Below are 25,325 nucleotides of genomic sequence, written 5' to 3' on the forward strand. Positions count from 1 at the left end.
CAATAATAATGAGAGATACGATGAACCAGCCCCAGACCTCCGTAGGCCATTGCCTCGACGTGCAGTCCTTCATCAATGCGCAACCCATTTCGCGCTATCAGTGGCGGGTGGTGATCCTCTGTTTTCTGATCGTCTTCCTCGATGGCCTCGACACAGCGGCCATGGGCTTCATTGCCCCGGCCCTGTCCCAGGATTGGGGAATCGACCGCGCCAGCCTCGGCCCGGTCATGAGCGCCGCGCTGATCGGCATGGTCTTCGGCGCGCTGGGCTCAGGGCCACTGGCTGACCGCTTCGGGCGCAAAGTCGTCCTGGTGGGCGCGGTCTTGCTGTTCGGTGCATTCAGCCTCGCGTCGGCCTACAGCGCCAATGTCGAACAATTGCTGGTGCTGCGCTTCCTGACGGGGCTGGGCTTGGGGGCGGGGATGCCGAACGCCACCACCTTGCTGTCGGAGTACACCCCGGAGCGCAAGAAATCCCTGCTGGTGACCAGCATGTTTTGCGGGTTCAACCTGGGGATGGCCGGCGGCGGCTTCATCTCTGCCAAATTGATACCGGCGTTCGGCTGGCACAGCTTGCTGCTGATCGGCGGGATCCTGCCACTGGTGTTGGCGGTGATGCTGCTGTTCTGGCTGCCGGAGTCGGCGCGCTACCTGCTTGTGCGCAATCGTGGCGCCGACAAAGTACGCAAAGCCCTGGCGCCAATCGACCCGGCCACCATCGCCCAGGCGGCCAGCTTCAGTGTGCCCGAGCAGAAAACCGTGAAGGCTCGAAACGTGCTCGCGGTGATTTTCTCCGGCACCTACAGCGCCGGTACGGTGCTGCTGTGGCTGACCTATTTCATGGGCCTGGTGATCGTTTACCTGTTGACCAGTTGGCTGCCGACGCTGATGCGTGACAGTGGGGCGAGCATGGAGCAGGCCGCGTTCATCGGCGCACTGTTCCAGTTGGGTGGCGTCTTGAGCGCAGTGGGCGTGGGCTGGGCGATGGACCGGTTCAATCCCCACAAGGTCATCGGTTTTTTCTACCTGATGGCCGGGGTATTTGCCTACGCCGTAGGGCAGAGCCTGGGCAGCATCACCCTGCTTGCCACCCTGGTGCTGGTGGCCGGGATGTGTGTCAACGGCGCGCAATCGGCAATGCCCTCCCTGGCGGCACGCTTCTACCCGACCCAGGGGCGTGCCACGGGGGTGTCGTGGATGTTGGGTATCGGCCGGTTCGGCGCCATTCTCGGGGCCTGGATGGGGGCGACCCTGTTGGGCCTGGGCTGGAACTTCGAACAGGTACTGACCGCGCTGGTCATTCCCGCAGCGCTGGCGACCGCGGCGGTGGTGATCAAGGGCATGGTCAGTCATGCGGATGCGACCTGACTCGTAACCCGAGCTCCTCACCCCGGTGGTATCGAGCCTGCTCGCGATGGCGGTCTATCAGTAGCGAGCTTATTGCCTGCTACACCGCCATCGCGAGCAGGCTCGATACCCCCGGAATTCGTTTGCCAAGTAAATCGATAGCCAAACAACAATCTGTTCGATAAACGAACACTCAGTCGATTATCGGATTGTTTGGTCTTTCCCCGCAGCTTAATCTTCAGTCACTCCGGCGCTGAACCTCGCGCCTTTTTCTTCATGTCGGTCCACTGGAAAACGGGAGCCTGCCCATGGCTGAAATCCTTTCGCTGCACGACGCGGTGAAGCAGTTCGTCAACGACGGCGATACCGTCGCCCTCGAAGGCTTCACCCACTTGATTCCGACGGCGGCGGGGCATGAAATCATCCGCCAGGGCAAAAAAGACCTGACCCTGGTGCGGATGACCCCGGATCTGATCTACGACCAGTTGATTGGCGCCGGCTGTGCTCGCAAATTGATTTTCTCCTGGGGCGGCAATCCGGGCGTGGGCTCGCTGCACCGCCTGCGCGATGCCGTGGAAAAGCAGTGGCCGCAGCCCTTGGAGATCGAGGAGCACAGCCACGCCGACCTGGCCAACGCCTACGTCGCCGGCGCCTCCGGCCTGCCATTCGCGGTGCTGCGGGCCTACGCCGGCTCCGATCTGCCGAAGGTCAACCCGCTGATCAAAAGCGTGACCTGCCCCTTTACCGGTGAAGTGCTGGCCGCGGTGCCTTCAGTGCGTCCCGACATCACCGTGATCCACGCCCAGAAGGCCGACCGCAAGGGCAACGTGCTGTTGTGGGGCATCCTCGGTGTGCAGAAGGAAGCCGCCCTGGCCGCCAAGCGTTGCATCGTCACCGTCGAAGAAATCGTCGACGACCTGAACGCGCCGATGAATGCTTGCGTCCTGCCGACCTGGGCCCTGAGTGCGGTCTGCCATGTGCCCGGTGGTGCTCATCCGTCTTACGCCCACGGTTACACCGAGCGTGACAATCGTTTCTACCAAACGTGGGACGCCATCGCCCGGGACCGTGAGGCCTTTACTGCGTGGATCAACGAATACATCCATGGCACTCGGGATTTCAGTGAATTGCAGACCAAACTGGCAGCCGCTTCGGAGGCGAAACAATGACGTACTCCACCAACGAAATGATGACCGTTGCCGCGGCCCGTCGGTTGAAGAACAACGCCGTGTGCTTCGTCGGCATCGGTCTGCCTTCGAAAGCGGCCAATCTGGCGCGGCTTACATCGTCGCCGGATGTCGTGTTGATCTACGAATCCGGCCCGATCGGTGCCAAGCCCAGCGTGTTGCCGCTGTCCATTGGCGACGGTGAACTGGCTGAAACCGCCGATACCGTGGTGCCGACCGGTGAGATTTTCCGCTACTGGCTGCAGGGCGGGCGTATCGACGTCGGATTCCTCGGTGCGGCCCAGGTCGACCGTTTCGGCAACATCAATACCACCGTGGTGGGCAATTACCATCAGCCAAAAGTCCGTCTGCCGGGCGCCGGCGGTGCACCGGAAATCGCCGGTTCGGCCAAGAGCGTGTTAATCATCCTCAGGCAGTCGGCGCGTTCCTTCGTCGATAAGCTGGACTTCATCACTTCGGTCGGTCACGGCGAGGGCGGCGATTCGCGCAAGCGCCTGGGCCTGCCGGGTGCTGGGCCGGTGGGTATCATCACCGACCTGTGCATCATGGAACCGGAAGCCGGTACCCATGAATTCGTGGTCACTGCGCTGCACCCCGGCGTGACCCGCGAACAGGTCACTGCCGCGACCGGGTGGGCGATCCGTTTCGCCGACCAGGTTCAAACCACCGCCGAGCCGACCGACGTAGAGCTGCGCGCATTGCGCGATCTTGAAGCTCGCACGGCAGCGGCCCACGGCCAGGCACCGGGAGAAGCCTGATGCGCGACGTTTATATCTGTGATGCGATTCGTACTCCCATCGGCCGCTTCGGCGGTGGTTTGGCCGCGGTGCGCGCCGATGACTTGGCGGCCATACCGATCAAGGCGTTGATGGAGCGCAACCCGTCAGTGGACTGGAGCGCAGTGGACGAGGTGTTCCTCGGTTGCGCCAACCAGGCCGGCGAAGACAACCGCAACGTGGCGCGCATGGCACTGTTGCTGGCAGGGTTGCCGGAGAGCATTCCCGGCGTGACCCTCAACCGTCTCTGCGCTTCGGGCATGGACGCCATCGGCACGGCGTTCCGCGCCATCGCCAGTGGCGAAATGGAGCTTGCCATCGCCGGCGGCGTGGAATCGATGTCCCGCGCACCGTTCGTGATGGGCAAGGCCGATGCGGCGTTTTCCCGCAACATGAAGCTGGAAGACACCACGATTGGCTGGCGCTTCATCAATCCGTTGATGAAGGCTCAGTACGGCGTGGACGCGATGCCACAGACCGCCGACAACGTGGCGGATGATTATGGGGTGTCTCGCGCCGACCAGGATGCGTTTGCACTGCGCAGCCAGCAGCGCACAGCGGCGGCCCAGGCTGCAGGATTTTTCGCCGAAGAAATCGTACCGGTACGCATTGCCCACAAGAAAGGCGAAACGGTGGTCGAGCAGGACGAACATCCTCGCGCCGACACCACGCTGGAGGCCTTGAGCAAACTCAAGCCGGTCAACGGTCCGGACAAGACCGTCACCGCCGGCAACGCCTCGGGTGTGAACGATGGCGCGGCTGCGTTGATCCTGGCCTCGGCCGACGCGGTGAAGAAACACGGTCTGACGCCTCGTGGCAAGGTACTGGGCATGGCCAGTGCCGGCGTGGCGCCACGGGTGATGGGCATCGGCCCGGTGCCGGCGGTGCGCAAGTTGATTGAGCGCCTGGGCCTGGCGGTCGCCGATTTCGATGTGATCGAACTCAATGAAGCGTTTGCCAGCCAGGGCCTGGCGGTGCAGCGCGAACTGGGGCTGGCGGACGATGCGCCGCAGGTCAACCCGAACGGCGGCGCCATTGCGCTCGGCCATCCGCTGGGCATGAGCGGGGCGCGACTGGTGCTGACGGCGCTGCATCATCTGGAAAAGACCGGCGGCAAGAAAGGCTTGGCGACCATGTGTGTCGGCGTCGGCCAGGGCCTGGCATTGGCTATCGAACGCGCCTGACGCGTCGAACTACTCATAAGAAACCGAGGAATGCTTCATGACTGACAAGCCTGGTTACCGTCGCCCCCAAGCGGGCACCCAGCCGGAATATCTGCATCCGCCGTATCAGTCCACCAATCTGCGCTCGCCCTCCAAGCCGCTGGTGTTCCTGCCCCACTCGCTGTCGGAAATCACCGGCCCGACCATCGGCGCCGACCGTGTGCAGGAGAAGGACAATGACCTGACCGCCCAGCATGCCGGCGAACCGCTGGGGGAGCGGATCATCATTCACGGGCGTGTCCTGGATGAGAACGGCCATCCTGTGCCGGGCATTCTGGTAGAGATCTGGCAGGCCAACGCCGCCGGTCGCTATCACCATGATCGCGACAAACACGATGCACCACTGGACCCGAATTTCACCGGTACCGGTCGGGCCATCACCGATGCCGACGGCTGGTATCAGTTCCAGACCATCAAGCCCGGCGCGTACCCGTGGGGCAATCACCACAACGCCTGGCGCCCGGCGCATATCCACTTCTCGCTGTTCGGGCCAAGCATCCTGACGCGCCTGGTGACGCAGATGTATTTCCCCGGCGACCCGCTGCTGGCCTACGATCCGATCTACAACTGTGTACCGGACACCAGCGCCAAGGAACGCCTGATCGCCAGCTTCGATCTGGAAAAAACCATCCCTCACTACGCCCTCGGTTATCGCTGGGACATCGTCTTGCGCGGCCGCGATGCCACGCCGATGGAGAAATAAGATGACGCTTACCGCCACCACGTCCCATACCGTTGGCCCTTACTACCACATCGGCCTGACCTGGCTGAATCGCGAAGACATGACGGTCGCCGAAACCCTCGGCCAGCGCGTGGCGATCACCGGGCAGGTGATCGACGGTAACGGCGAGTTCGTCAATGACGCGATGCTGGAAGTCTGGCAGGCCAACGCTGCCGGCAAATACGCGCATCCCGAGGACGATCAGGACAAACCCCTGGACCCGAACTTCGAAGGTTTCGGCCGCGTGCCGGTGGACGCCGAGGGCCGCTTCCGGTTCACCACCATCAAGCCGGGCACTGTGCCGGGCCTGGACGGCACGACTCAGGCACCGCACTTGGTGGTACTGGTATTCGCCCGTGGGTTGGTCAAGCACCTGCTGACGCGTATCTACTTCGATGGCGAACAGGCCAACGAAGCCGATCCGTTGCTGGCCTGCGTTCCTGAGGAGCGTCGCGCCACCATCGTGAGCAAACCCGATGCGTCGGGTGTGTACCAGTGGAATGTGATCCTGCAAGGGACGGATGCCGAGACGGTGTTCTTCGACTACTGAGTGAGTGCTTGAGATTGCATCGCGAGCAAGCTTTGCTCCCACAGGGTTGTCCCTTGTTCTGGGGAGTACACCTCTGTGGGAGCCAGGCTTGCCCGCGATGGCGCCAGTACAGGCACAGCAAAACTGTGGAACGGGGCTGTTACGAAGTGTGTCTAGTCTTTTGAGTCCCTGAGAGTGAATAGCCCATGACCACCTTAACCAGCCATTACACCGGTGAAGAACGCAACAAGCGCATCTTCGCCATCGTCGGTGCCTCCTCTGGCAACCTGGTCGAATGGTTCGACTTCTACGTCTACGCGTTCTGCGCGATCTATTTTGCGCCGGCGTTCTTCCCGTCCGACAACCCCACGGTGCAACTGGTCAATACCGCCGGTGTCTTCGCCGCCGGGTTCCTGATGCGGCCTATCGGCGGCTGGATTTTCGGCCGGGTGGCGGACCGTCACGGGCGCAAGAACTCGATGATGATTTCGGTGCTGATGATGTGCTTCGGCTCGTTGCTCATCGCGTGCCTGCCCGCCTATAAGGACATCGGTGTCTGGGCACCGGGCTTGCTGTTGCTCGCCCGCCTGCTGCAAGGCTTGTCGGTGGGTGGCGAATACGGCACCACCGCCACCTACATGAGCGAAGTCGCGCTCAAGGGCCAGCGCGGCTTCTTCGCGTCGTTCCAGTACGTGACGTTGATCGGCGGGCAACTGCTGGCGGTGTCGCTGGTGGTGATCCTGCAACAGTTCCTCAACGAAGACGAACTGCGCGCCTATGGCTGGCGAATCCCTTTCGTAGTCGGCGCCGTGGCCGCGTTGATTTCCCTGTTCCTGCGCCGTTCCCTGAAAGAAACCAGCAGCAAGGAAATGCGCGAGAACAAGGACGCCGGCAGCGTTGCCGCGCTGTTTCGTGACCACAAGGCCGCGTTCATCACCGTGCTGGGATACACCGCCGGCGGTTCGCTGATTTTCTACACCTTCACCACCTACATGCAGAAATACCTGGTGAACACTGCGGGCCTGCACGCCAAGACCGCCAGTTACATCATGACCGGCGCACTGTTTCTCTATATGTGCATGCAACCGTTGTTCGGCATGCTGGCGGACAAGATCGGTCGCCGTCACTCCATGCTCTGGTTCGGCGCGTTGGGGACACTGTGCACGGTGCCGATCCTGCTGACCCTCAAAAGCATCAGCAGCCCGTTCCTTGCGTTCGTCCTGATTACCCTGGCACTGGCCATCGTCAGCTTCTACACCTCCATCAGCGGTCTGGTGAAAGCTGAAATGTTTCCACCCGAAGTGCGGGCGCTGGGGGTAGGGTTGGCCTACGCGGTGGCGAACGCGATTTTTGGTGGTTCGGCGGAGTACGTTGCCTTGAGCCTGAAAGCCCAGGGCATGGAAAACGTCTTTTACTGGTATGTCACGGTCATGATGGTGGTGGCGTTCCTGTTCAGCCTGCGCCTGCCGAAGCAACCGACGTATTTGCACCATGATCTTTGAGCCACTCCTTTGATCCAGCCGCGACCGGCCGTGAGGCCGGCGCACCCAAGGACTGTTTATGAGCGAACGACCGGGCAATCAGCTGTTCGATGCCTACTTCACCGCCCGCGACATGCGCGAGGTGTTCTGCGATGCGGGCCGGCTGCAGGCCATGCTCGACGTCGAGGCAGCACTGGCCCGGGCCGAGGCTCGGGTAGGGCTGATCCCCAATGATGCGGTGGCCCCCATCGAGGCTGCCTGTCGTGCCCAGCTGTACGATTTTTCGGCATTGAGCGAAGCGATTGCCAGCGCCGGCAACTCCGCAATCCCGCTGGTCAAGGCACTGGGCAAGCGCATTGCCAGCGAGCATGCCGAGGCCGAACGTTACGTGCACCTGGGCGCCACCAGCCAGGACGTGATGGACAGCGGCCTGGTCCTGCAACTGCGCCAGGCGCTGCAACTGATCGAGAGTGAGCTGGCGCAACTGGCTGTTATCCTGGCCCGCCAAGCCGAGCGCTACGCCGCCACACCGTTGGCCGGGCGCACTTGGCTGCAACATGCGACACCGGTGACCCTGGGTATGAAAATCGCCGGTTGGCTGGGGGCGATCACCCGCAGCCGCCAACGTCTGCTGGAACTCAAGCCCCGCTTGTTGGTGCTGCAATTTGGCGGTGCTTCAGGAACGCTCGCCGCATTGGGTGAACATGCGCTGCCTGTTGCCGAAGCCTTGGCCGCCGAGTTGCAATTGAGCCTGCCGGAGCAACCCTGGCACACCCAGCGCGATCGGCTGGTGGAGTTCGGCTCAGTGCTGGGCCTGATTGCCGGTAGCTTGGGCAAGCTCGGCCGCGACATCAGCTTGTTGATGCAGACCGAGGCCGGCGAAGCATTCGAGCCGTCGGCACCGGGCAAGGGCGGTTCGTCGACCATGCCCCACAAGCGCAACCCGGTGGGCGCGGCGGTGCTGATCGGTACGGCGACACGGGTGCCTGGGTTGTTGTCGACGCTATTCAGCGCAATGCCCCAGGAACATGAGCGCAGCCTGGGACTGTGGCATGCCGAATGGGAAACCTTGCCGGAGATTTGCTGCCTGGTGTCCGGTGCCCTACAGCAGGCGCGATTGCTGGCTGAAGGGCTGGAGGTTGACGCGGCGCGCATGGCCCGCAATCTCGAACTGACCCAGGGACTGGTACTGGCTGAAGCGGTGAGCATCGTCCTGGCCCAGCGCGTCGGACGGGACACTGCGCATCATCTGCTGGAGCAGTGCTGCAAGCGTGCCGTGACCGAACAACGTCATCTGCGGGACGTGCTGGGGGACGATCCCCAGGTTTGCGCACAGTTGTCCGCTGCCGAACTCGATCATTTGCTCAACCCCGCCCATTACCTCGGCCAGGCCCAGACCTGGGTCGCCCGGGCAGTGGCTGAACACCTTGCCTTGAAGGCCTGAAAGGAGATTGTTGTGGGATTCGTCAAACTCGCCGATGGCGAACTGAACTATTGCTTCGACGGGCAGCAAGACGCGCCGGTGCTGGTGTTGTCCAACTCCCTGGGCACCGACCTGCACATGTGGGACGAGCAGGTCGCGGCGTTCAGCGAACACTTTCGCGTACTGCGTTTCGACACCCGTGGTCACGGTCGGTCGCTGGTCACCGAGGGCCCTTACAGCATCGAGCAACTGGGCCGCGATGTGCTGGCGATGCTCGACGCGCTGGATATCGACAAGGTCCACTTCTGCGGTTTGTCCATGGGCGGTCTGATCGGCCAGTGGCTGGGCATCAATGCCGGCGAGCGACTGCACAAGCTGGTGGTGTGCAACACCGCTGCCAAGATCGGTGATCCGTCGATGTGGAACCCACGCATCGAAACCGTGCTGCGTGACGGCAAGGCGGCCATGGTGGCGCTGCGCGATGCCTCGATTGCCCGCTGGTTCACTCCGGACTTCGCCCAGGCCAACCCGGATACGGCGAGGAAAATCACCGACATGCTCGCCGCCACCTCGCCCCAAGGCTATGCAGCCAACTGCGCCGCAGTGCGCGATGCCGATTTTCGTGATCAACTGTCCTCGATCCTTGTGCCACTGCTGGTGGTGGTCGGCAGCGAAGATGCCGTGACGCCGCCGTCGGGGGGGCGTTTTATCCAGGAGCGGGTCAGCGGGGCGCAGTACGCCGAGTTCCATGCCGCGCATTTGTCCAACGTCCAGGCCGGCGCTGCGTTCAGCGAGCGGGTGTTGGATTTCCTGCTTGATTCCAGTCGCGCCTGAGGAGTTTTTTGTGGACGAGAAACAACGCTACGACGAAGGCATGCAAGTCCGCCGCGCGGTGCTGGGCGATGCCCATGTGGATCGCAGCCTCAATGCTTTGACCGAATTCAACAGCGAATTCCAGGAGATGATCACCCGTCACGCCTGGGGCGACATCTGGACCCGTCCGGGCCTGCCGCGCCACACCCGCAGCCTGATCACCATCGCCATGCTGATCGGCATGAACCGCAACGAAGAGCTCAAGCTGCACCTGCGCGCCGCGGCCAACAATGGCGTGAGCCGTGGCGAGATCAAGGAAGTGATCATGCAGAGCGCCATCTACTGCGGCATTCCTGCCGCCAATGCAACGTTCCACCTGGCCGAGTCGGTGTGGGACGAGTTGGGTGTCGAATCGCGGAAGTAGGCTCACCGTAATCCCGGTGGGGCAGTCGATGAAGATGTTGAATGTGCCACCGCTATCGCGAGCAGGCTCGCTCCCACAGTGGTTCAGTGCAATATGCAGATTCTGCGTACACCGCAAATCCCCTGTGGGAGCCTGCTCGCGAAAGCGGTGGGTCAGCTTGCATAGAAGTTGGATGTACCGCCGCCATCGCGAGCAAGCTCGGCTCCCACAGTGGTTTGGCGTCGCGTGCAGATAATGTGTTCATCACCATCCCCTGTGGGAGCGAGCCTGCTCGCGATAGCGGTGGGTCAGCCGTCACTTGAGCGACAGACCCACCGCAGCCGCTTTACAACAAGCTGATCGGGTAGCTGATAAAGAGGCGGTTCTCGTCGAACTCATTGCTGCTGTAGTCCCGACGGATCGATGCATTACGCCACTTTACGTTGAGACTCTTCAGCGCACCGCTCTGCACGGTGTACGCCAGTTCGGTCTCACGTCCCCACTCCTTGCCGTCGTCCACCGTGGCGGTGTGCACGTTGTCGCCGCTGATGTAGCGGTTCATCAGGGTCAGGCCCGGTACGCCGACGGCGGCGAAGTTGAAGTCGTGGCGCACTTGCCAGGATTTTTCCTTGGCGTTGTCGTAGCTGGAGTTGTAGCTGTCGTTGGCCAGGGTCCCGCCGCTGGTGCCGTTGACGCGCATCCAGGCATCGTCGCCGCTGAGTTTTTGCAGGCCGACGTAGAAGGTGTTGCCACCGTACTTGGCCGAGAGCATGGCGAAGGCGGTCTTGTTGTCCAGGTCACCGGCCAGGGCACTGCCGTTTTCCTTGCCGATGAAGTAGCCGAGGTTGGCGCCCAGGGTCCAGTCGCCGATGGGCTGGCTGTGGGTCAGGTTGAAATACTGCTGCTGGTAGATGTCGCTCAGTTCCGAGTACCAGACGCCGACCTGGGTGCGTTTGTCGTTGAAGGCGTACTCGCCGCCGCCGAAGTTGAAGCGATCGGAGGTGAAGGCCGGGCGGCCGTTCATGAACATGTCTTCCATGCTCGCATCGTTGCGCGGGCTGTTGGCGCGGAACTGGCCACCGTAGAGGCTCAGGCCGCTGATTTCGGTGGAGGTGACCTGGCCGCCACGGAAGGTTTGCGGCAGGGAGCGGCCATCGTCGGAACGCAGGATCGGCAACACCGGTGCCCATTCGCCGACCTTCAATTCGGTCTTCGACACCTTGGCCTTGAGGGCGACACCCAGGCGGCCGAAATCATCGGCCGGGCGGCCGTCATCGTGCACCGGCAACAGCTGTGTTCCTGTGGTGCCGCGACCGCCATCGAGCTTGATCGAATACAGGCCCAGCACGTCCATGCCGAACCCCACCGTGCCCTGGGTGAAACCGGACTTGGCGTCGAGGATGAAGCTCTGGGTCCATTCCTCGGCCTTGCCCTGGGCGTTGTTCGGGTTGGTGAAGTTGCGGTTGAAGTAGGCATTGCGCAGGGTCAACGTGGCCTTGGCGTCGTCGACAAATCCCGACTCTGCGGCCAGGACAGGCAGGGCAGAGCCGGCCAAGGCAACCGCGATGAGGCTGGGGAACAAATGTTGTGTGGACTTCATGGGCGTGTCTCTGTTTTTTATGGATGAAAAGAGCCGTTGCCGCAAACCTGGGGTTGCAGACGGAACGGTGGAGTCGAGGGGAAATAGCTGAGGATCAGCCGGGCGAGGCGGGGCGTGTGGTCATGGCGAGGAACCTGTCGTTCTTGTTATGTGTGAGGGATGGTGAAGGGCAGGCCGGGATCGCTTCAATTGGCGATAAACGGTTTTGGGCGATTATCGAACGGCAAAAACACCTGAGCTCAACCCAAAAACCTGTGGGAGCGAGCCTGCTCGCGATAGCGGCGTGTCAGACAACACAGCTGTGCCTGGTCCTCCGCTATCGCGAGCAGGCTCGCTCCCACAGTGGATTGGGGTGCTCCCAAATCCAGCGTCTACCCCCCAGTTCGGTGGGAGCGGGCTTGCTCGCGAAAGCGGTGGGTCAGCTTGCATCCGTGTCGAATGTGCCGACGCCTTCGCGGGCAAGCCTGCGGCGGCATGTCGCATTGGGCGTGGCGCAGATGATTGAATTGAGTGAGCTATTGGCTAATCGTGCGTTGGATATCGTCGACCCGCGTTAGCCAAGTGGGGTTTATCCCCCAGCTGGGCTGTGGGAGCAAAGCTTGCTCGCGATGGCAGTACTTCAGTTGGTCACCGCGTTTTGGCTCTTGCTTTTGATCTTGATCTTGATCTTGAATGCCCCATTAACCACGCTGGCTGAACGCAGGCATTGCGCAGTGGGCATCCCGGCATGGATGCCGGGATAGCCGCGCTGGGCCATGGATGGCCCTTCGCGGCGGGCACACCGAGCGTAGGCGAGGTGCCGAGTGGTGGGGCCAGCGTTCTTTGCTTACTTTCTTTGGCGTTTGAAAGAAAGTAAGTCGCCGTCAGGGCGAAACCCTAAGTGGCCGTTACCGCAGCAATGGATATGTACTCAGTAAACAAAACCCCGGCCGCCTTGCTCCCACACAACCCTGTAGAAACCCAAACAAAAAGCCCACCTCTCGGTGGGCTTCGTGTTTCAGCGTTCAAGCATCAAGTCAGAACAATTTCATCTTCGGCGCTTCTTCTTTCACCGGCTCGTTCTTGCCGGTCTCGGCATTCCAGCCGCCACCCAGTGCCTTGTACAGATTGACCTCGCTGGTCAATTGCGCCAGGCGGTCGGTGATCAGCGATTGTTGGGCGCTGAACAGCTGGCGTTGGGCGTCGAGGAAGGTCAGGTTGCTGTCGACACCAATGCGATAGCGACGCTCGGCCAGACGGTAGTAGTCCTGGTTGGCGGCGACGAAGTCGGTCTGGGCCTGCAACTGTTCGTTGTAGGTCTGGCGCGCGGCCAGGCCGTCGGAGACTTCCTGGAAGGCCGTCTGAATCGACTTCTCGTACTGAGCGACGTTGATGTCTTTCTGGATCTTGGCGTAGTCCAGGCTCGCTCGCAGGCTGCCGGCGTTGAAGATCGGCAGGTTGATCTGCGGGGCGAAGGTCCAGGTACCGGAGCCGCCCTTGAACAGGCCGGACAGGTCCGGGCTCAACGTGCCAGCGTTGGCCGTCAGGCTGATACTCGGGAAGAACGCGGCCCGAGCGGCACCGATGTTGGCGTTGGCGGCGAGCAGGTTGTGTTCGGCCTGGAGAATGTCGGGACGACGTTGCAGCAGGTCCGACGGCAACCCGGCCGGCACTTCGCTGAGCAGATCATCGCTCAGCGGTTGCGAGTTCAGGTTAGCCGGCAGGCCGGTGCCCAGCAGCAGGGTCAGGCTGTTTTCGTCCTGGGCCACCTGGCGGGTGTAGCGGGCCAGCTGTACGCGGGCGTTTTCCACTGCCGTGCGCGCCTGGCTCAGATCAAGCGCCGAGGCGACGCCAACATCGGCGCTGCGCGTGGTCAGCTTGAGGCTCTGCTCGTAGGTTGCCAGGGTTTCCTGGGTCAGCTTGAGCAGTTCCTTATCGGCCTGCCAGGTCAGGTAAGCGTTGGCGACGCTGGCTACCAGACTGATCTGGGTGCTGCGGCGGGCTTCCTCGGTGGCGAAGTAGCTTTGCAGCGCTTGCTCGCTCAGGCTGCGAACCCGACCGAACAGGTCCAGTTCATAGGCGCTGATGCCCAAGGTGGCCGAGTAGGAGCTGCTGATGGCCGCTTCACCGGTTTGCGAGGCCCGTGCCGGTACCCGCTGGCGGCTGCCGGAACCCGTGGCCGAGACCGCCGGGAACAGGTCAGCCCGCTGGATGTTGTACTGCGCGGCGTAGGCATCGATGTTCAGCGCCGCGACGCGCAGGTCGCGGTTGTTCTCCAGGGCGACCTGGATCAACTGTTGCAGGGCAGGGTCATGGAAAAACTGCTTCCAGCCCTGTTCCGCGGCAGCCTGACCGGCCGCCTTGGCCGGCTCGTAGGCCGGGCCTTGCGGGTATTGCGCCGCGACCGGTGCTTCGGGCCGCTGATAGTCGGGGATCAGCGAGCAGCCGCTGAGCACGACGGCGGCGATGGTCAGAGAGAGTAGCGACTTGCTCATTGCCCAGCCTCTTTAAAAGTTTCAGGGGTGTCGTCCTGCTTGCGACGACCTATCGACGATATGGTCACGAAGAACAGCGGCACCCAGAAGATCGCCAGGACGGTGGCGGTGATCATCCCGCCGATGACCACGGTGCCGATGGCATGCTGGCTGCCTGAGCCTGCGCCTGTGGAGATCGCCAGAGGGACGACGCCAAGGATAAACGCGAGCGAGGTCATGATGATCGGCCGCAGTCGCATCCGGCAAGCCTCGATGGCCGCCTCCTGCAGGCTCTTGCCATGCTCGTGCAATTCCTTGGCGAACTCGACGATCAGAATGGCGTTTTTCGCGACCAGGCCGATGGTGGTCAACAAACCCACCAGAAAGTACACGTCATTGGAAAGACCGCGCAAGCTGGTGGCCAGCAATGCACCGATGATCCCCAACGGCACCACGAGTACGATCGCAATCGGAATCGACCAGCTTTCATAAAGCGCAGCCAGGCAGAGGAACACCATCAGGATCGACAGGGCGAACAGCGCCGGCATCTGGGAGCCTGACAGTCGTTCTTCATACGACAGTCCGGTCCAGGAAATACCGACACCGGCCGGCAGCTTTTTGGCGATGGCTTCGACTTCGGCCATCGCTTCACCCGTGGAGTAACCCGGAGCCGGGGTGCCGAGCACTTCCATCGCCTCCACGCCGTTGTAACGGGACAGCTTCGGCGAGCCATAGATCCACTCGCCCTTGGCGAACGCGGTGAACGGCACCATGGTTCCCGCGCTGTTGCGCACGTACCACTTCTGCAGGTCTTCGGGGCTCATGCGAGCGCCTGCCTGTCCTTGGATATACACCTTCTTCACCCGACCACGGTCGATGAAGTCGTTGACGTAGCTACTGCCCAGGGCAATCGACAGCGTGTTGTTGATATCTGAAATGGTCACGCCCAGTGCGCTGGCCTTTTCGTCGTCGATTTCCAGCTGGTATTGCGGCTCGTCGTTCAGGCCGTTCGGACGTACCTGGGCCAGTACCTTGCTTTGGGACGCCATCCCCAGGAACTGGTTACGCGCTTCCATCAACTTCTGATGGCCAACGCCGGCACGATCCTGCAGGAACACGTCGAAACCGGTGGCGTTACCCAACTCCAACACCGCCGGTGGGGCAAAGGCGAACACCATGGCATCGCGGAAGGTGAAGAAATGCTGCTGGGCGCGGGCAGAGATCTTGAACACGCTGTTATCGGCGTTACGCTCTTCCCACGGCTTGAGCATGATGAACGCCATGCCCGAGCTCTGGCCGCGGCCGGCGAAGTTGAAGCCGGTCACGGTGAATACCGAGGCCACGCCATCACCTTCACCGCCATCCTTACCTGGACGCAGCAGGTACTCACGCATCTTGTCCACCACCACCTGGGTGCGCTGGGCGCTGGATCCGGCTGGCGTCTGGACCTGGGCAAACAGCACTCCCTGGTCTTCCTCGGGAAGGAACGAGGCCGGAATACGCATGAACAGCCAGATCATGCCGACGACGATAATCAGGTAAACCAGCAGGTACGGCGCTTTATGGCGCAGGATATTGCCGACACCCCGCTCGTAGCTTTGCACGCTGCGATCGAAGTTACGGTTGAACCAGCCGAAGAATCCACGTTTCGCCACGCCATGCTCACCCTTGGGAATGGGTTTGAGCATGGTCGCGCAGAGTGCCGGGGTGAAGATCAGCGCCACCAGTACCGACAGGGCCATGGCCGAGACGATGGTGATGGAAAACTGTTTATAGATCACACCGGTGGAGCCGCCGAAAAACGCCATCGGCAGCAGTACCGCCGACAGCACCAGGGCAATACCCACCAGGGCACCCTGGATCTGGCCCATGGACTTCTTCGTCGCCTCCTTGGGAGACAGGCCTTCCTCGCTCATCACCCGCTCGACGTTTTCCACCACGACGATGGCGTCGTCCACCAGCAAGCCGATGGCAAGCACCATGCCGAACATGGTCAGGGTGTTGATGCTGAAGCCGAACGCCGCGAGGATGCCGAAAGTACCCAGCAGCACCACCGGCACCGTCATTGTGGTGATGATGGTGGCGCGGAAGTTCTGCAGGAACAGGAACATCACCAGGAACACCAGGGCGACTGCTTCCACCAGGGTTTCCACCACCCCTTTGATCGACTCGCTCACCACTGGCGTGGTGTCGTAGGGGAACACCACTTCCATGCCTTGCGGGAAGAACGGCTTGAGGTCATTGATGGTCTTGCGCAGGGCCTTGGCCGTGTCGAGGGCGTTGGCGCCGTTGGCCAGTTTGACTGCCAGACCCGAGGCCGGGGCACCGTTGAACTGGGCGCTGATGCTGTAGTTCTCGCCGCCGAGGCCGACATCGGCGACGTCACCGACGCGCACTTGCGAGCCATCCGGATTGACCTTTAGCAGAATCGCCTTGAACTGCTCGGCGGTCTGCAGGCGGGTCTTGCCGATGATAGTGGCGTTCAGTTGCTGGCCGGGCAAGGCAGGCAGGCCACCGAGCTGGCCGGACGACACCTGGACGTTCTGCGCGGCGATAGCGGTTTTGACGTCCACCGGGGTCAGGGCATAGTTGTTCAGCTTGGCCGGATCGAGCCAGATCCGCATCGCGTACTGGGCGCCGAAGACCTGGAAATCACCGACACCGGCAGTGCGCGAAATCGGATCCTGCATGTTGGACACGATGTAGTTGGACAGGTCGTCCTTGGTCATGCTGCCGTCACGCGACACGACGCCGATCACCATCAGGAAGTTTTTCACTGACTTGGTCACGCGGATACCCTGCTGCTGCACTTCTTGCGGCAGCAACGGGGTGGCCAGGTTCAGTTTGTTCTGGACCTGAACCTGCGCGGTATCGGAGTTGGTACCCTGCTCGAAGGTCGCGGTGATGGTCATGCTGCCGTCGGAGTTACTCTCCGAGGACACATAACGCAGGTTGTCGATACCGTTGAGCTGCTGCTCGATGACCTGAACCACGGTGTCCTGCACGGTTTGCGCGGATGCACCCGGGTAGGTGACCTGGATCGCGATGGCCGGCGGCGCGATGCTCGGGTACTGGTTGATTGGCAACTTGAGGATCGAAAGAGCCCCGACCAGCATGATCACCAGGGCAATCACCCAGGCGAAAATCGGACGGTCGATAAAGAATTTCGACATGGTTTACTCCCCTTTGCCGCCGGCTGCTTTGTCAGCTGCCTGAGCGGGGGCCGGGTTCTTGGTGGCTGTGCTGGTGCTCACGTTGGTGGCTTCGGTGGCCTTGACTTCAACTCCTGGCCGTACGTACTGCAGGCCTTCGGTGATCAGGCGGTCGCCGGCCTTGAGCCCGTCTTCGATCAGCCACTGGCTGCCGACGGTGCGACTGGCCTTGAGCTGACGCAGTTCGACCTTGTTGTCCGGGCCTACCACCAATGCGGTCGGCATGCCCTTGAGGTCGCGGGTCACGCCCTGTTGTGGCGCGAGAATCGCCGCGCTGTTCACACCGGCCTGCAATTGCGCATGGACGAACATGCCCGGCAGCAGGGTGTGGTCAGGGTTGGGGAACACGGCTCGCAAGGTGACGGAACCAGTGGTCTGGTCGACCGACACTTCGGAGAACTCCAGCTTGCCTTCGTGAGCGTATGGACTGCCATCTTCCAGAGTCAGCTTGACCATGGCGGCGTTGTCGCCAGCCTTCTGCAACCGGCCGCTTTCCAACTCACGGCGCAGTTGCAGCAGTTCGACCGAACTCTGCGTCACGTCGACATAGATCGGGTCCAACTGCTGGATAGTTGCCAGGGCGTCGGCCTGACCGTTGCTGACCAGCGCGCCCTCGGTTACCGAAGAACGACCGATGCGGCCGGAAATCGGTGCATAGACCTTGGTGTAGCGCACGTTGATCTGGGCGGTTTGCAGGTTGGCTTCCGACTCGAGGCGGTTGGCCATGGCGGTGTCGAATTCCTGGCGGCTGACGGCCTGTTCATCCACCAACTGCTTGTAGCGATCGGCGATGGATTTGGTCGATCGCAGGTTGGCCTCGGCGCTCTTGAGGGTCGCTTCGTACACGGCCGGGTCGATCTGATACAGCTGCTGGCCGGCCTTGACGTCGGCGCCTTCCTTGAACAGACGCTTGAGGATGATGCCGTTGACCTGTGGACGGACTTCCGCGGCACGGAACGCGCTGGTCCGGCCGGGCAACTCGGACGTCAAGGTGAAAGGCTGGGTTTTGAGGGTTACGACGCCGACCTGAGGGGGTGGAGCGGCGGGGGCCGCCTCTTCCTTTTTGCATCCGCTGAGCAGTGATGTCAGGGCGATGGCGGTAACCAGAGCGGTAACAGCTGGCTTGAATTGCATGGAAATCCTCGGGTCAGGCGCGCAACAGGCGCACTCGAAAGGTGGAAGGTTAAAAAGGCAGCATTATTCAACGATAAAAAAAGGCAGCATTTTTCAATTAGTAGGTTGCTAAGAAATATACTTACGTACATGGTTGTTTGTAAACAGCCAAATTGCGTACCATCCAGCTTTACAAAAGCCTGACAAAGGCCCTGTTGACCGGAGACGCGCTCTATGCGCAAGCGTTCTCTATTCGCTCAGCTGACCTTACGCATTGCTGATGCATCCTGATTGAGGTGTTTACTGCCATGGTTCGTCGTACCAAAGAGGAAGCCCTGGAGACTCGCAGCCAGATACTCGAAGCGGCCGAAAAGGCTTTTTTCGAGCGTGGCGTGGCGCGCACGACGCTGGCCGACATTGCGACCCTGGCCGGTGTGACACGCGGGGCTATCTACTGGCATTTCAGCAACAAGGCGGATCTGCTCCAGGCCATGCTCGACACCTTGCATGAGCCGCTCGATGATCTGGCCCGTGCCAGTGAAAGTGAAGAAGAGCTGGACCCGTTGGGCTGCGTCCAGAAGTTGCTGGTGCGGTTGTTCCAGCAGGTGGCCCTGGATCCGAAAACCCGACGCATCAATGAGATTCTTTTCCATAAGTGCGAGTTCACCGATGAGATGTGCGATTTGCGCCAGCAGCGGCGCGAAGTCAGCCTCGACTGCAATGTGCGTATCGCGCTGTCGTTGCGTAATGCAATGAAGCGTGGACAGTTGCCGGGTGATCTGGACCCGGAGAGGGCAGCGGTTGCCCTTCATGCCTATATCGACGGCATCCTCTACCAGTGGTTGTTGGTCCCCGACAGCTTCGCCCTGGCTGGTGAGGCCGAGCGCTGGGTGGACATCGGGCTGGATATGCTGCGCCTGAGCCCCAGCCTGCGCAAATGAAACAAAATGCGTAATTGCGTCGATATGTGTCAATAGCGGATAGCACATACCCCGTCGGACTTTCAGCCCGACGGGGTACTTTATAGATGAACCGCAGGCAGATTGGCAGCGCGTAGGTCGCTACCGCCTACCGACCCTCTGGTCTATTCGACGATCAGGCGGACGGTGTAGTTGAAGGGCGGCTCGAGCATTTTTCGGGTGATTTCTGTTCTGCAAGTGAACTGGCCATTGCCGGTGTAGTTCGCTCGACTTTTCCAGTCCGGCTTGTAACTGGGTTCCAGGGCGCCAATAACGATGGGCGCCTGGAAGCGGGTTTGCATCTGGCACTCGAAATTGAAGTTGCTCATTTTGTAGTTGAGAACGAGTTCGATAGGTTTGACTTTTTTCAGCGTGGGCTGCCAGCCGGATGTTGGGTAAGTGTAATTTCTTTGGTGGGCCACACGGAGAATGTAAGTTGATTTTGGCAGTACGTCATGAGCACTTAAGGGGAAGTCCGCGTCTTGCGCTGGGTCAGTCAACAAGTTGGTCATGTTCAATGTGCCGCGAGTATTGTTTGTGATTTCCACGGTGACTTCGGTGGCGGCCATGGTATGGGCAACCATGGTGGTGCCCATTATCAGTGCAGGGATAAGATTTTTCAGGGGGTTCATAGTCATGGGTCTCTCATGAATGCAGGGCTCGCTGAAGCCTGCATGCGTTGGGCGTGTATGCTGTTGTGTTTGATCAAGTCAATGTTGTTGCTGATTTCCATTGATCAGCGTTTTGAATGTTTTCTAGAAATAAATATATATAAGCGTCAGTCCTTTGAGTGGGGCAGGTGTCGTTCGGGTTTTATTATTGGCGTTGTTCGAGGCGGGAATCCATAGTGAGCAGGTTTTGTCTTGTTATTTGATATTTCGGCTTTGAGTGAATAATGCAGGCTTAAAGTGGATAGGCATAAAAAAGCCCCGGCTCTTTCGAGTCGGGGCTTTTCAGTAGGGGGCGTTCTGGAACTTACATTACCGGATAATCGATATAACCCACCGGGCCTTTCCCATAGAATGTTTCCGGGTGTGGTTCATTCAGCGGAGCATCGGCTTTCAAGCGTGCCGGCAAGTCCGGGTTGGCAATGAAAGGCACGCCAAATGCCACCGCATCGGCCTTGCCTTCAGCCAGCCAGGCATTGGCGCTGTCCTTGGTGAAGCGCTCGTTGGCAATGTACGGGCCGCCGAAGGCTTGCTTGAGTTGCGGGCCGATGCTGTCGTCGCCTTCCTTCTCGCGGGAGCAAATGAACGCGATGCCACGCTTGCCCAACTCGCGGGCTACATAGCTGAACGTTTCCAGGCGGTTCTCATCGCCCATGTCATGGGAGTCGGCACGTGGCGCCAAGTGCACGCCAACCCGGCCAGCGCCCCAGACTTCGATGGCGGCGTCAGTCACTTCCAGCAACAGGCGAGCGCGGTTTTCCAGGGAGCCGCCGTAGTTGTCGGTGCGCTGGTTGGTGCTGCTTTGCAGGAACTGGTCGAGCAGGTAGCCGTTGGCACCGTGGATTTCCACGCCGTCGAAACCGGCGGCCTTGGCGTTCTCGGCGCCTACGCGGTAGGCGTCGACGATGTCGGCGATTTCAGCGGTTTCCAGGGCCCGTGGCGTCGGGTAATCGGCCAATGGACGCACCAGGCTCACATGGCCTTTAGGCTGTATGGCGCTGGGTGCCACCGGGGTTTCGCCATCCAGGTACGACGGATGGGAGATCCGGCCGACGTGCCACAGTTGCAGGAAGATCTTGCCGCCGGCACCGTGGATCGCCTTGGTCACGTTGGACCAGCCGCGCACCTGGTCGTTGGACCAGATGCCCGGGGTGTCCGGGTAGCCCACGCCCATTGGCGTGACGGAGGTGGCCTCGCTGAGGATCAGGCCGGCGGAGGCGCGTTGCACGTAGTACTCGGCCATCAACGCGTTGGGCACGCGGCCTGCGTCGGCGCGGCAGCGGGTCAGTGGCGCCATGATGATGCGGTTGTTCAGCTCGATGTCGCCGAGTTTGATCGGGTCGAAAATAGTCGTCATGAATTACAAGCCTCGAAAGTGGAAGGTAGAAGTCAACGAGTTGCCGGAGCCAGGTCGGGGTTAGCGCTCTGGCGGAAAGTAATCAGGGTGGTCAACAGCGCCAGTACCGCCAGCGCACCGGCGGCCAGGGGGACGGTGGTCAGGCCCAGGCCCTGGTCGATGACGCTGCCGCCGACCCAGGCGCCCAAGGCGTTGCCGATGTTGAAAGCGCCGATGTTCAGGGTGGAGACCAGGTTGGGCGCCTCTTTGCCGAAGGTCACCACGTTGACTTGCAGGGCTGGTACGGCCGCGAAGCACGCGGTGGCCCAGAGGAACAGAGTGATTTCGGTCGGGATCAGCGCCACGCTGGTCCAGCTCAAAATGGTGGAGACCACGGCCATGGTGATGAACACACCGATGAGCGTATTCGCCAGGCTCTTGTCCGCCAGCTTGCCGCCGATGATGTTGCCCAGGGTCAGGCCCAGGCCGATCAGCACCAGGGTCCAGGTCACGCCACGGGGCGACACGCCGGTGACTTCACCCAGCAACGGGGCGACGTAGGTGAACAGGGTGAACACCGAGGCGGAAAACAGCGCCGTCATGCCCAGGGACAGCCACAGGCCCGTTCCCTTGAGCGCCACCAGTTCCGAGCGCATGTCGAGCTTTTCTTCATCGCGCTTGGCCGGCAGGAAGCGGATCAGACCGATCAGCGCCACCACGCCGATGAGGGTCACGGCCCAGAAGGTCGAACGCCAGCCGGCTTCCTGGCCCAGCGCCGTACCCAGCGGGACGCCGAGCACGTTGGCCAGGGTCAGGCCGGTGAACATCAGGGCAACGGCCGAGGCACGCTTGTTGGGCGCCACCAGCCCGGCGGCCACCACCGAACCGATCCCGAAGAAGGCGCCGTGACACAAGGCGGTCACGACCCGGGCGAACATCAGCACGTTGTAGTCGCTGGCAATGGCGCACAGCAGGTTGCCGATGATGAAAATCCCCATCAGCGACACCAGGGCGGCCTTGCGCGGCAGCCGGGCGGTGGCCAGGGCCATGAAGGGAGCACCGATGGCCACGCCCAGGGCGTAGCCGGTCACCAGCCAGCCGGCGCCGGGTATCGATACACCCAGGTCAGCCGCCACATCGGGCAACAGGCCCATGATGACGAACTCGGTGGTGCCGATGGCGAAGGCGCTCAGGGCCAGGATAAGGAGTGAGAGGGGCATGGCGAATCCTTGTCAGAGCTCTTGGCTCATTTGCTTGAGGAACTGCTGGATCACTTCCTCGTTGCGTTTGAAGAAGTGCCACTGACCGACCTTCTGGCTGGTGATCAGCCCCGCCCGTTGCAACACCGCCAGATGGGCCGACACCGTGGACTGCGACAGGCCGCAACGCTGGTCGATCTGTCCGGCGCAGATGCCGAATTCGTGGTTGTGCAATTGTTCAGGGAACTGGACCTTGGGGTCTTTGAGCCAGTTGAGGATGTCTCGCCGTACCGGGTGTGCCAGTGCTTTTATTATTTCGTCGAGGTCGAGGGTCATAAGGGCAGTTCGTAGTGGGTTCAGAGGGATAGAACGCTATATCGCGATGAAGCGAACTTTAAATCGTTATTTCGCGATATACCAATATGGATTTGATCTGAATCCCGAACGAATCGCTATATCGGGTTATAACGATATTGGCGTGGCGGTGCTAAGCTGCACCTCATGAACTACCTCGCGCATCTGCACCTCGGCGGCTCCGGCCGGGAACAACTGCTCGGCAGTCTCTATGGCGACTTCGTCAAGGGGCCGCTGCAAGGCACCTATGACCCACGGATTGAAGCAGGCATTGCCCTGCATCGACGCGTCGATCAGTACACCGACCAACACCCGCTGGTAGATACCGCGTTGTCGCGTTTTTCCACGGTACGGCGACGCTACGCCGGCATCGTGCTCGACGTGTTTTTCGACCATTGCCTGGCCCGGGATTGGGTGCTGTATGGCGACGGGGCACTGGCGGACTTCACCTCCCGAGTGTACCGGGTGCTGGCCGACGAACCGCAGTTACCGGGACGCCTTGCGCACATCGCGCCCTACATGGCCGCAGATGACTGGCTGGGGTCCTACCAGGAATTCGAGGTGCTCGGGCAGGTACTGCGGGGCATTTCCCGACGCCTGTCCCGACCGGAGGAACTGGCGGGCGCGATGGAGGAGTTGATCCGGCTCTATGAGCCGTTGAGCGAGGATTTCCGCTTGTTCTATCCGCAGCTTCAAGCGTTTGCGACGAACCCCGCCACGCCGCAAATCTAAATGTGGGAGCGAGCCTGCTCGCGATAGCGGTGTAACAGTCAACATCGCTATTGAATGTCAGACCGCTATCGCGAGCAGGCTCGCTCCCACAGGGAATGGCGCCAGGGAGTGGATCAAGCCGCAATGGCAGGACGCATCGGGGCCAATTGCTTCTCGGGAACCGTACCGAACAAGGCCTTGTGCACCGCCTGCTGCGCCTGGAAGGCCAGGGCGGCACGTTCCTGTCCGTGACAGGTGATGGGTTGCAACAGGTGGATGTGCACATCACCCAGATCGTTGCTGAACAAGCGCATCAGATGCGACAACAAGTCGTCGTCGCCAATGAATGGCGCCAGCGAATCAGGCTCGCCATTGCGCAGGTAACGGATCGCCACGGGCTGCAACGCTACATCGGCATCAATGGCTGCCGACAGCAGGCGACCATGGAACGTGCGCAACGAGCGGCCATCGGTGGTGGTGCCTTCCGGGAACATCAGCAGCGGATGAGCCTGTTCCAGATGACGACTCATCTGCTTGCGGATCAACTGGCTGTCACCCGAGCCGCGCCGGATAAACAGGCTGCCGGCCTTGGCCGCCAGCCAGCCGGCCACCGGCCAGGTGCGCACTTCGGCTTTGGACAGGAACGACAATGGCGTGAGCATGCCCAGCAGGGGAATATCGGTCCAGGACACGTGATTACTGACCCATAACATCGGCCGTTGTGGCAACTGACCGTGGACGGTGACGGAAAAGGGCAGGGCATTACTCAGACGAGCCATGAAGAATCTTGACCAACGTTGACGACGCATCATGGAGTTGGCATGTCCCAGGCGTTCGAACAGACCGAACACGCAGGCCATCGCCAGGCCCAGCGCTACCACCAGCAGCACTCGCGCGATACGCGCGTACACCCGTAACCGACTCATCACACCGCTGCCTTGAAGTGGCGGGCGTAGCGTGGGCAGAGGTCGTCGCGCTTGAGCAGGATAAACACGTCGGCCACCTGGAAGTCTTCGTCCCAGCACGGCTCGCCGCAGATCTTCGCGCCCAGGCGCATGTAGGCCTTGAGCAGCGGTGGCATTTCGGCGATGACGTTGGACGGTACATCGAGGGCAGGCAACGGTTTTTTCGGCACGGCTTGAAGGTGGTCGGTGCACAGGTAGCGCTCGCGCAGGCGCTGCATGATCGCCTGGGCCTGGATGCCACCATCCTGCATCGGAATGCTCGCGCACCCCATCAGGTAGCTGTAGCCGCCTTCGTTCAGGACTTCGGCCAGTTCACCCCAGAGCACCGCGATGGTGCCGCCGTTGCGGTAGGCCGGGTCGACGCAGGTACGGCCGATTTCCAGGATCGGACCCTTGAGGTGGATCAGGCCGTGGAGGCTGAATTCTTCCTCACTGTAGAAACGGCCCAGGCTGCTGGCGGCCTGGTGATCGAGCAGGCGGGTGGTCGCCACGAGGCGGCCGGTGTTCAGGTCGCGTACGCCGATGTGGGCGCAGTGAACATCGTAGTCATCCATGTCCAGACCCATTTCCGCGCCCTTGAGCTTGGCGTTGAATTCGCCGCTGAAGACGTTGAAGCGCAGGGCTTGGGCTTCTTGCAAGGCTTGGGCGCCGACCAGGCGTTCGGCTTGCAGGCGGCGTTCATTGCCGGTGTCGCTGATGCGGGCGATCTGAGTCATAGCGAATCTCCGTGCGGGCTGTGCACCCGTCTTGGGGTTGAGCCAATCGACTTTCTTTATGCAGCCATGTTGTGCAAAGTCAGGCTATGTAGCCCCGGTGTCATCGCCATGAAGCTTCGGTGATGCTTATGTGACAG

The 25,325-nt window shown here is 61.3% G+C and carries 23 protein-coding genes and 1 pseudogene; 13 read left to right on the forward strand and 11 right to left on the reverse strand.

Going from position 1 to position 25,325, the window contains the following annotated elements:
* Window positions 1–20: 20 nt before the first annotated feature.
* The 10 genes from QZH45_RS08050 (at window position 21) to pcaC (ending at window position 9,923) form a co-directional block, all read left to right on the forward strand.
* On the forward strand, window positions 21–1,367 hold the full coding sequence (locus tag QZH45_RS08050; protein ID WP_055135371.1) for an MFS transporter: 1,347 nt from the start codon (window positions 21–23) through the stop codon (window positions 1,365–1,367).
* A gap of 287 nt (window positions 1,368–1,654) precedes the next feature.
* On the forward strand, window positions 1,655–2,515 hold the full coding sequence (locus QZH45_RS08055) for a CoA transferase subunit A (protein ID WP_024780246.1): 861 nt from the start codon (window positions 1,655–1,657) through the stop codon (window positions 2,513–2,515).
* Window positions 2,512–3,291 (forward strand): CoA-transferase subunit beta, encoded by a 780-nt coding sequence (locus QZH45_RS08060; protein WP_053192850.1) that lies wholly within the window; start codon window positions 2,512–2,514, stop codon window positions 3,289–3,291. Before QZH45_RS08055 ends, QZH45_RS08060 begins: the two co-directional genes overlap by 4 nt.
* Entirely contained in the window at window positions 3,288–4,493 is a 1,206-nt protein-coding gene (gene pcaF, locus QZH45_RS08065) for a 3-oxoadipyl-CoA thiolase (RefSeq protein ID WP_174549828.1), read from the forward strand. The genes QZH45_RS08060 and pcaF overlap by 4 nt, the downstream gene beginning before the upstream one ends.
* Window positions 4,494–4,530: 37 nt before the next feature.
* Window positions 4,531–5,235 carry a protocatechuate 3,4-dioxygenase subunit beta gene (gene pcaH, locus QZH45_RS08070; RefSeq protein WP_055135373.1) on the forward strand — a complete coding sequence of 235 codons (705 nt, stop codon included), beginning with the start codon at window positions 4,531–4,533 and terminating at the stop codon, window positions 5,233–5,235.
* 1 nt (window position 5,236) lies between these two features.
* Entirely contained in the window at window positions 5,237–5,803 is a 567-nt protein-coding gene (gene pcaG, locus QZH45_RS08075; protein ID WP_053192855.1) for a protocatechuate 3,4-dioxygenase subunit alpha, read from the forward strand.
* Window positions 5,804–5,988: 185 nt separating this feature from the next.
* Window positions 5,989–7,284, forward strand: a complete 1,296-nt coding sequence (locus QZH45_RS08080; protein ID WP_432783653.1) for an MFS family transporter — start codon at window positions 5,989–5,991, stop codon at window positions 7,282–7,284.
* Between the two features lie 58 nt (window positions 7,285–7,342).
* Window positions 7,343–8,707, forward strand: coding sequence for a 3-carboxy-cis,cis-muconate cycloisomerase (locus QZH45_RS08085; RefSeq protein ID WP_055135374.1), 1,365 nt, complete (start codon window positions 7,343–7,345; stop codon window positions 8,705–8,707).
* A 12-nt stretch (window positions 8,708–8,719) separates the two neighbouring features.
* A complete protein-coding gene (gene pcaD, locus QZH45_RS08090; RefSeq protein WP_055135375.1) occupies window positions 8,720–9,520 on the forward strand; it encodes a 3-oxoadipate enol-lactonase in 801 nt (266 codons plus the stop codon).
* A gap of 10 nt (window positions 9,521–9,530) precedes the next feature.
* On the forward strand, window positions 9,531–9,923 hold the full coding sequence (gene pcaC, locus QZH45_RS08095) for a 4-carboxymuconolactone decarboxylase (protein ID WP_024780254.1): 393 nt from the start codon (window positions 9,531–9,533) through the stop codon (window positions 9,921–9,923).
* Window positions 9,924–10,248: 325 nt separating this feature from the next.
* Here pcaC and QZH45_RS08100 read toward each other — a convergent pair whose 3' ends face one another.
* Window positions 10,249–11,502 carry an OprD family porin gene (locus tag QZH45_RS08100; RefSeq protein ID WP_055136258.1) on the reverse strand — a complete coding sequence of 418 codons (1,254 nt, stop codon included), beginning with the start codon at window positions 11,500–11,502 and terminating at the stop codon, window positions 10,249–10,251.
* Between the two features lie 398 nt (window positions 11,503–11,900).
* Here QZH45_RS08100 and QZH45_RS08105 point away from each other — a divergent pair.
* Window positions 11,901–12,059 (forward strand): annotated as a pseudogene (locus QZH45_RS08105) (DUF6124 family protein); the annotation flags it as partial.
* A 62-nt stretch (window positions 12,060–12,121) separates the two neighbouring features.
* On the opposite strand, the gene QZH45_RS08110 reads toward QZH45_RS08105, so the two are convergent.
* From QZH45_RS08110 to QZH45_RS08125, 4 genes are all read right to left on the reverse strand, one after another.
* The gene (locus QZH45_RS08110) at window positions 12,122–12,259 is read right to left on the reverse strand and encodes a hypothetical protein (protein ID WP_055136232.1); all 138 of its coding nucleotides are present in this window, start codon (window positions 12,257–12,259) and stop codon (window positions 12,122–12,124) included.
* A gap of 259 nt (window positions 12,260–12,518) precedes the next feature.
* A complete protein-coding gene (gene adeC / locus QZH45_RS08115) occupies window positions 12,519–13,976 on the reverse strand; it encodes an AdeC/AdeK/OprM family multidrug efflux complex outer membrane factor (protein WP_024780673.1) in 1,458 nt (485 codons plus the stop codon).
* Window positions 13,973–17,128 carry an efflux RND transporter permease subunit EmhB gene (emhB, locus tag QZH45_RS08120; protein ID WP_024780674.1) on the reverse strand — a complete coding sequence of 1,052 codons (3,156 nt, stop codon included), beginning with the start codon at window positions 17,126–17,128 and terminating at the stop codon, window positions 13,973–13,975. Before emhB ends, adeC begins: the two co-directional genes overlap by 4 nt.
* Before the next feature lie 3 nt (window positions 17,129–17,131).
* On the reverse strand, window positions 17,132–18,301 hold the full coding sequence (locus tag QZH45_RS08125) for an efflux RND transporter periplasmic adaptor subunit (RefSeq protein ID WP_024780675.1): 1,170 nt from the start codon (window positions 18,299–18,301) through the stop codon (window positions 17,132–17,134).
* 287 nt (window positions 18,302–18,588) lie between these two features.
* Here QZH45_RS08125 and QZH45_RS08130 point away from each other — a divergent pair, with 287 nt between their 5' ends.
* Complete coding sequence (locus tag QZH45_RS08130) at window positions 18,589–19,221, forward strand: TetR family transcriptional regulator (RefSeq protein ID WP_024780676.1); 633 nt, start codon at window positions 18,589–18,591, stop codon at window positions 19,219–19,221.
* 143 nt (window positions 19,222–19,364) lie between these two features.
* Here QZH45_RS08130 and QZH45_RS08135 read toward each other — a convergent pair whose 3' ends face one another.
* The 4 genes from QZH45_RS08135 to QZH45_RS08150 all read right to left on the reverse strand — a co-directional run bounded on the left by QZH45_RS08135 (window position 19,365) and on the right by QZH45_RS08150 (window position 22,778).
* Complete coding sequence (locus QZH45_RS08135) at window positions 19,365–19,877, reverse strand: hypothetical protein (protein WP_024780677.1); 513 nt, start codon at window positions 19,875–19,877, stop codon at window positions 19,365–19,367.
* Window positions 19,878–20,214: 337 nt separating this feature from the next.
* On the reverse strand, window positions 20,215–21,264 hold the full coding sequence (locus QZH45_RS08140) for an alkene reductase (RefSeq protein WP_024780678.1): 1,050 nt from the start codon (window positions 21,262–21,264) through the stop codon (window positions 20,215–20,217).
* Window positions 21,265–21,296: 32 nt separating this feature from the next.
* Window positions 21,297–22,463 (reverse strand): MFS transporter, encoded by a 1,167-nt coding sequence (locus tag QZH45_RS08145; RefSeq protein ID WP_055135171.1) that lies wholly within the window; start codon window positions 22,461–22,463, stop codon window positions 21,297–21,299.
* Between the two features lie 12 nt (window positions 22,464–22,475).
* On the reverse strand, window positions 22,476–22,778 hold the full coding sequence (locus QZH45_RS08150; RefSeq protein ID WP_003198672.1) for an ArsR/SmtB family transcription factor: 303 nt from the start codon (window positions 22,776–22,778) through the stop codon (window positions 22,476–22,478).
* A gap of 165 nt (window positions 22,779–22,943) precedes the next feature.
* On the opposite strand from QZH45_RS08150, the gene QZH45_RS08155 reads away from it, so the two are divergent.
* A complete protein-coding gene (locus QZH45_RS08155) occupies window positions 22,944–23,528 on the forward strand; it encodes an ACP phosphodiesterase (protein ID WP_024780680.1) in 585 nt (194 codons plus the stop codon).
* Window positions 23,529–23,641: 113 nt separating this feature from the next.
* Here the strand turns inward: QZH45_RS08155 and QZH45_RS08160 are convergent, their stop codons facing one another.
* Window positions 23,642–24,433 (reverse strand): lysophospholipid acyltransferase family protein, encoded by a 792-nt coding sequence (locus QZH45_RS08160; protein ID WP_055135172.1) that lies wholly within the window; start codon window positions 24,431–24,433, stop codon window positions 23,642–23,644.
* Window positions 24,433–25,188, reverse strand: a complete 756-nt coding sequence (gene olsB / locus QZH45_RS08165; RefSeq protein WP_024780682.1) for an L-ornithine N(alpha)-acyltransferase — start codon at window positions 25,186–25,188, stop codon at window positions 24,433–24,435. The genes QZH45_RS08160 and olsB overlap by 1 nt, the downstream gene beginning before the upstream one ends.
* Window positions 25,189–25,325 lie beyond the last annotated feature (137 nt).

Origin of the sequence: Pseudomonas corrugata (assembly GCF_050920615.1) — a bacterium.
In the GTDB taxonomy this organism is placed as follows: domain Bacteria; phylum Pseudomonadota; class Gammaproteobacteria; order Pseudomonadales; family Pseudomonadaceae; genus Aquipseudomonas; species Aquipseudomonas corrugata.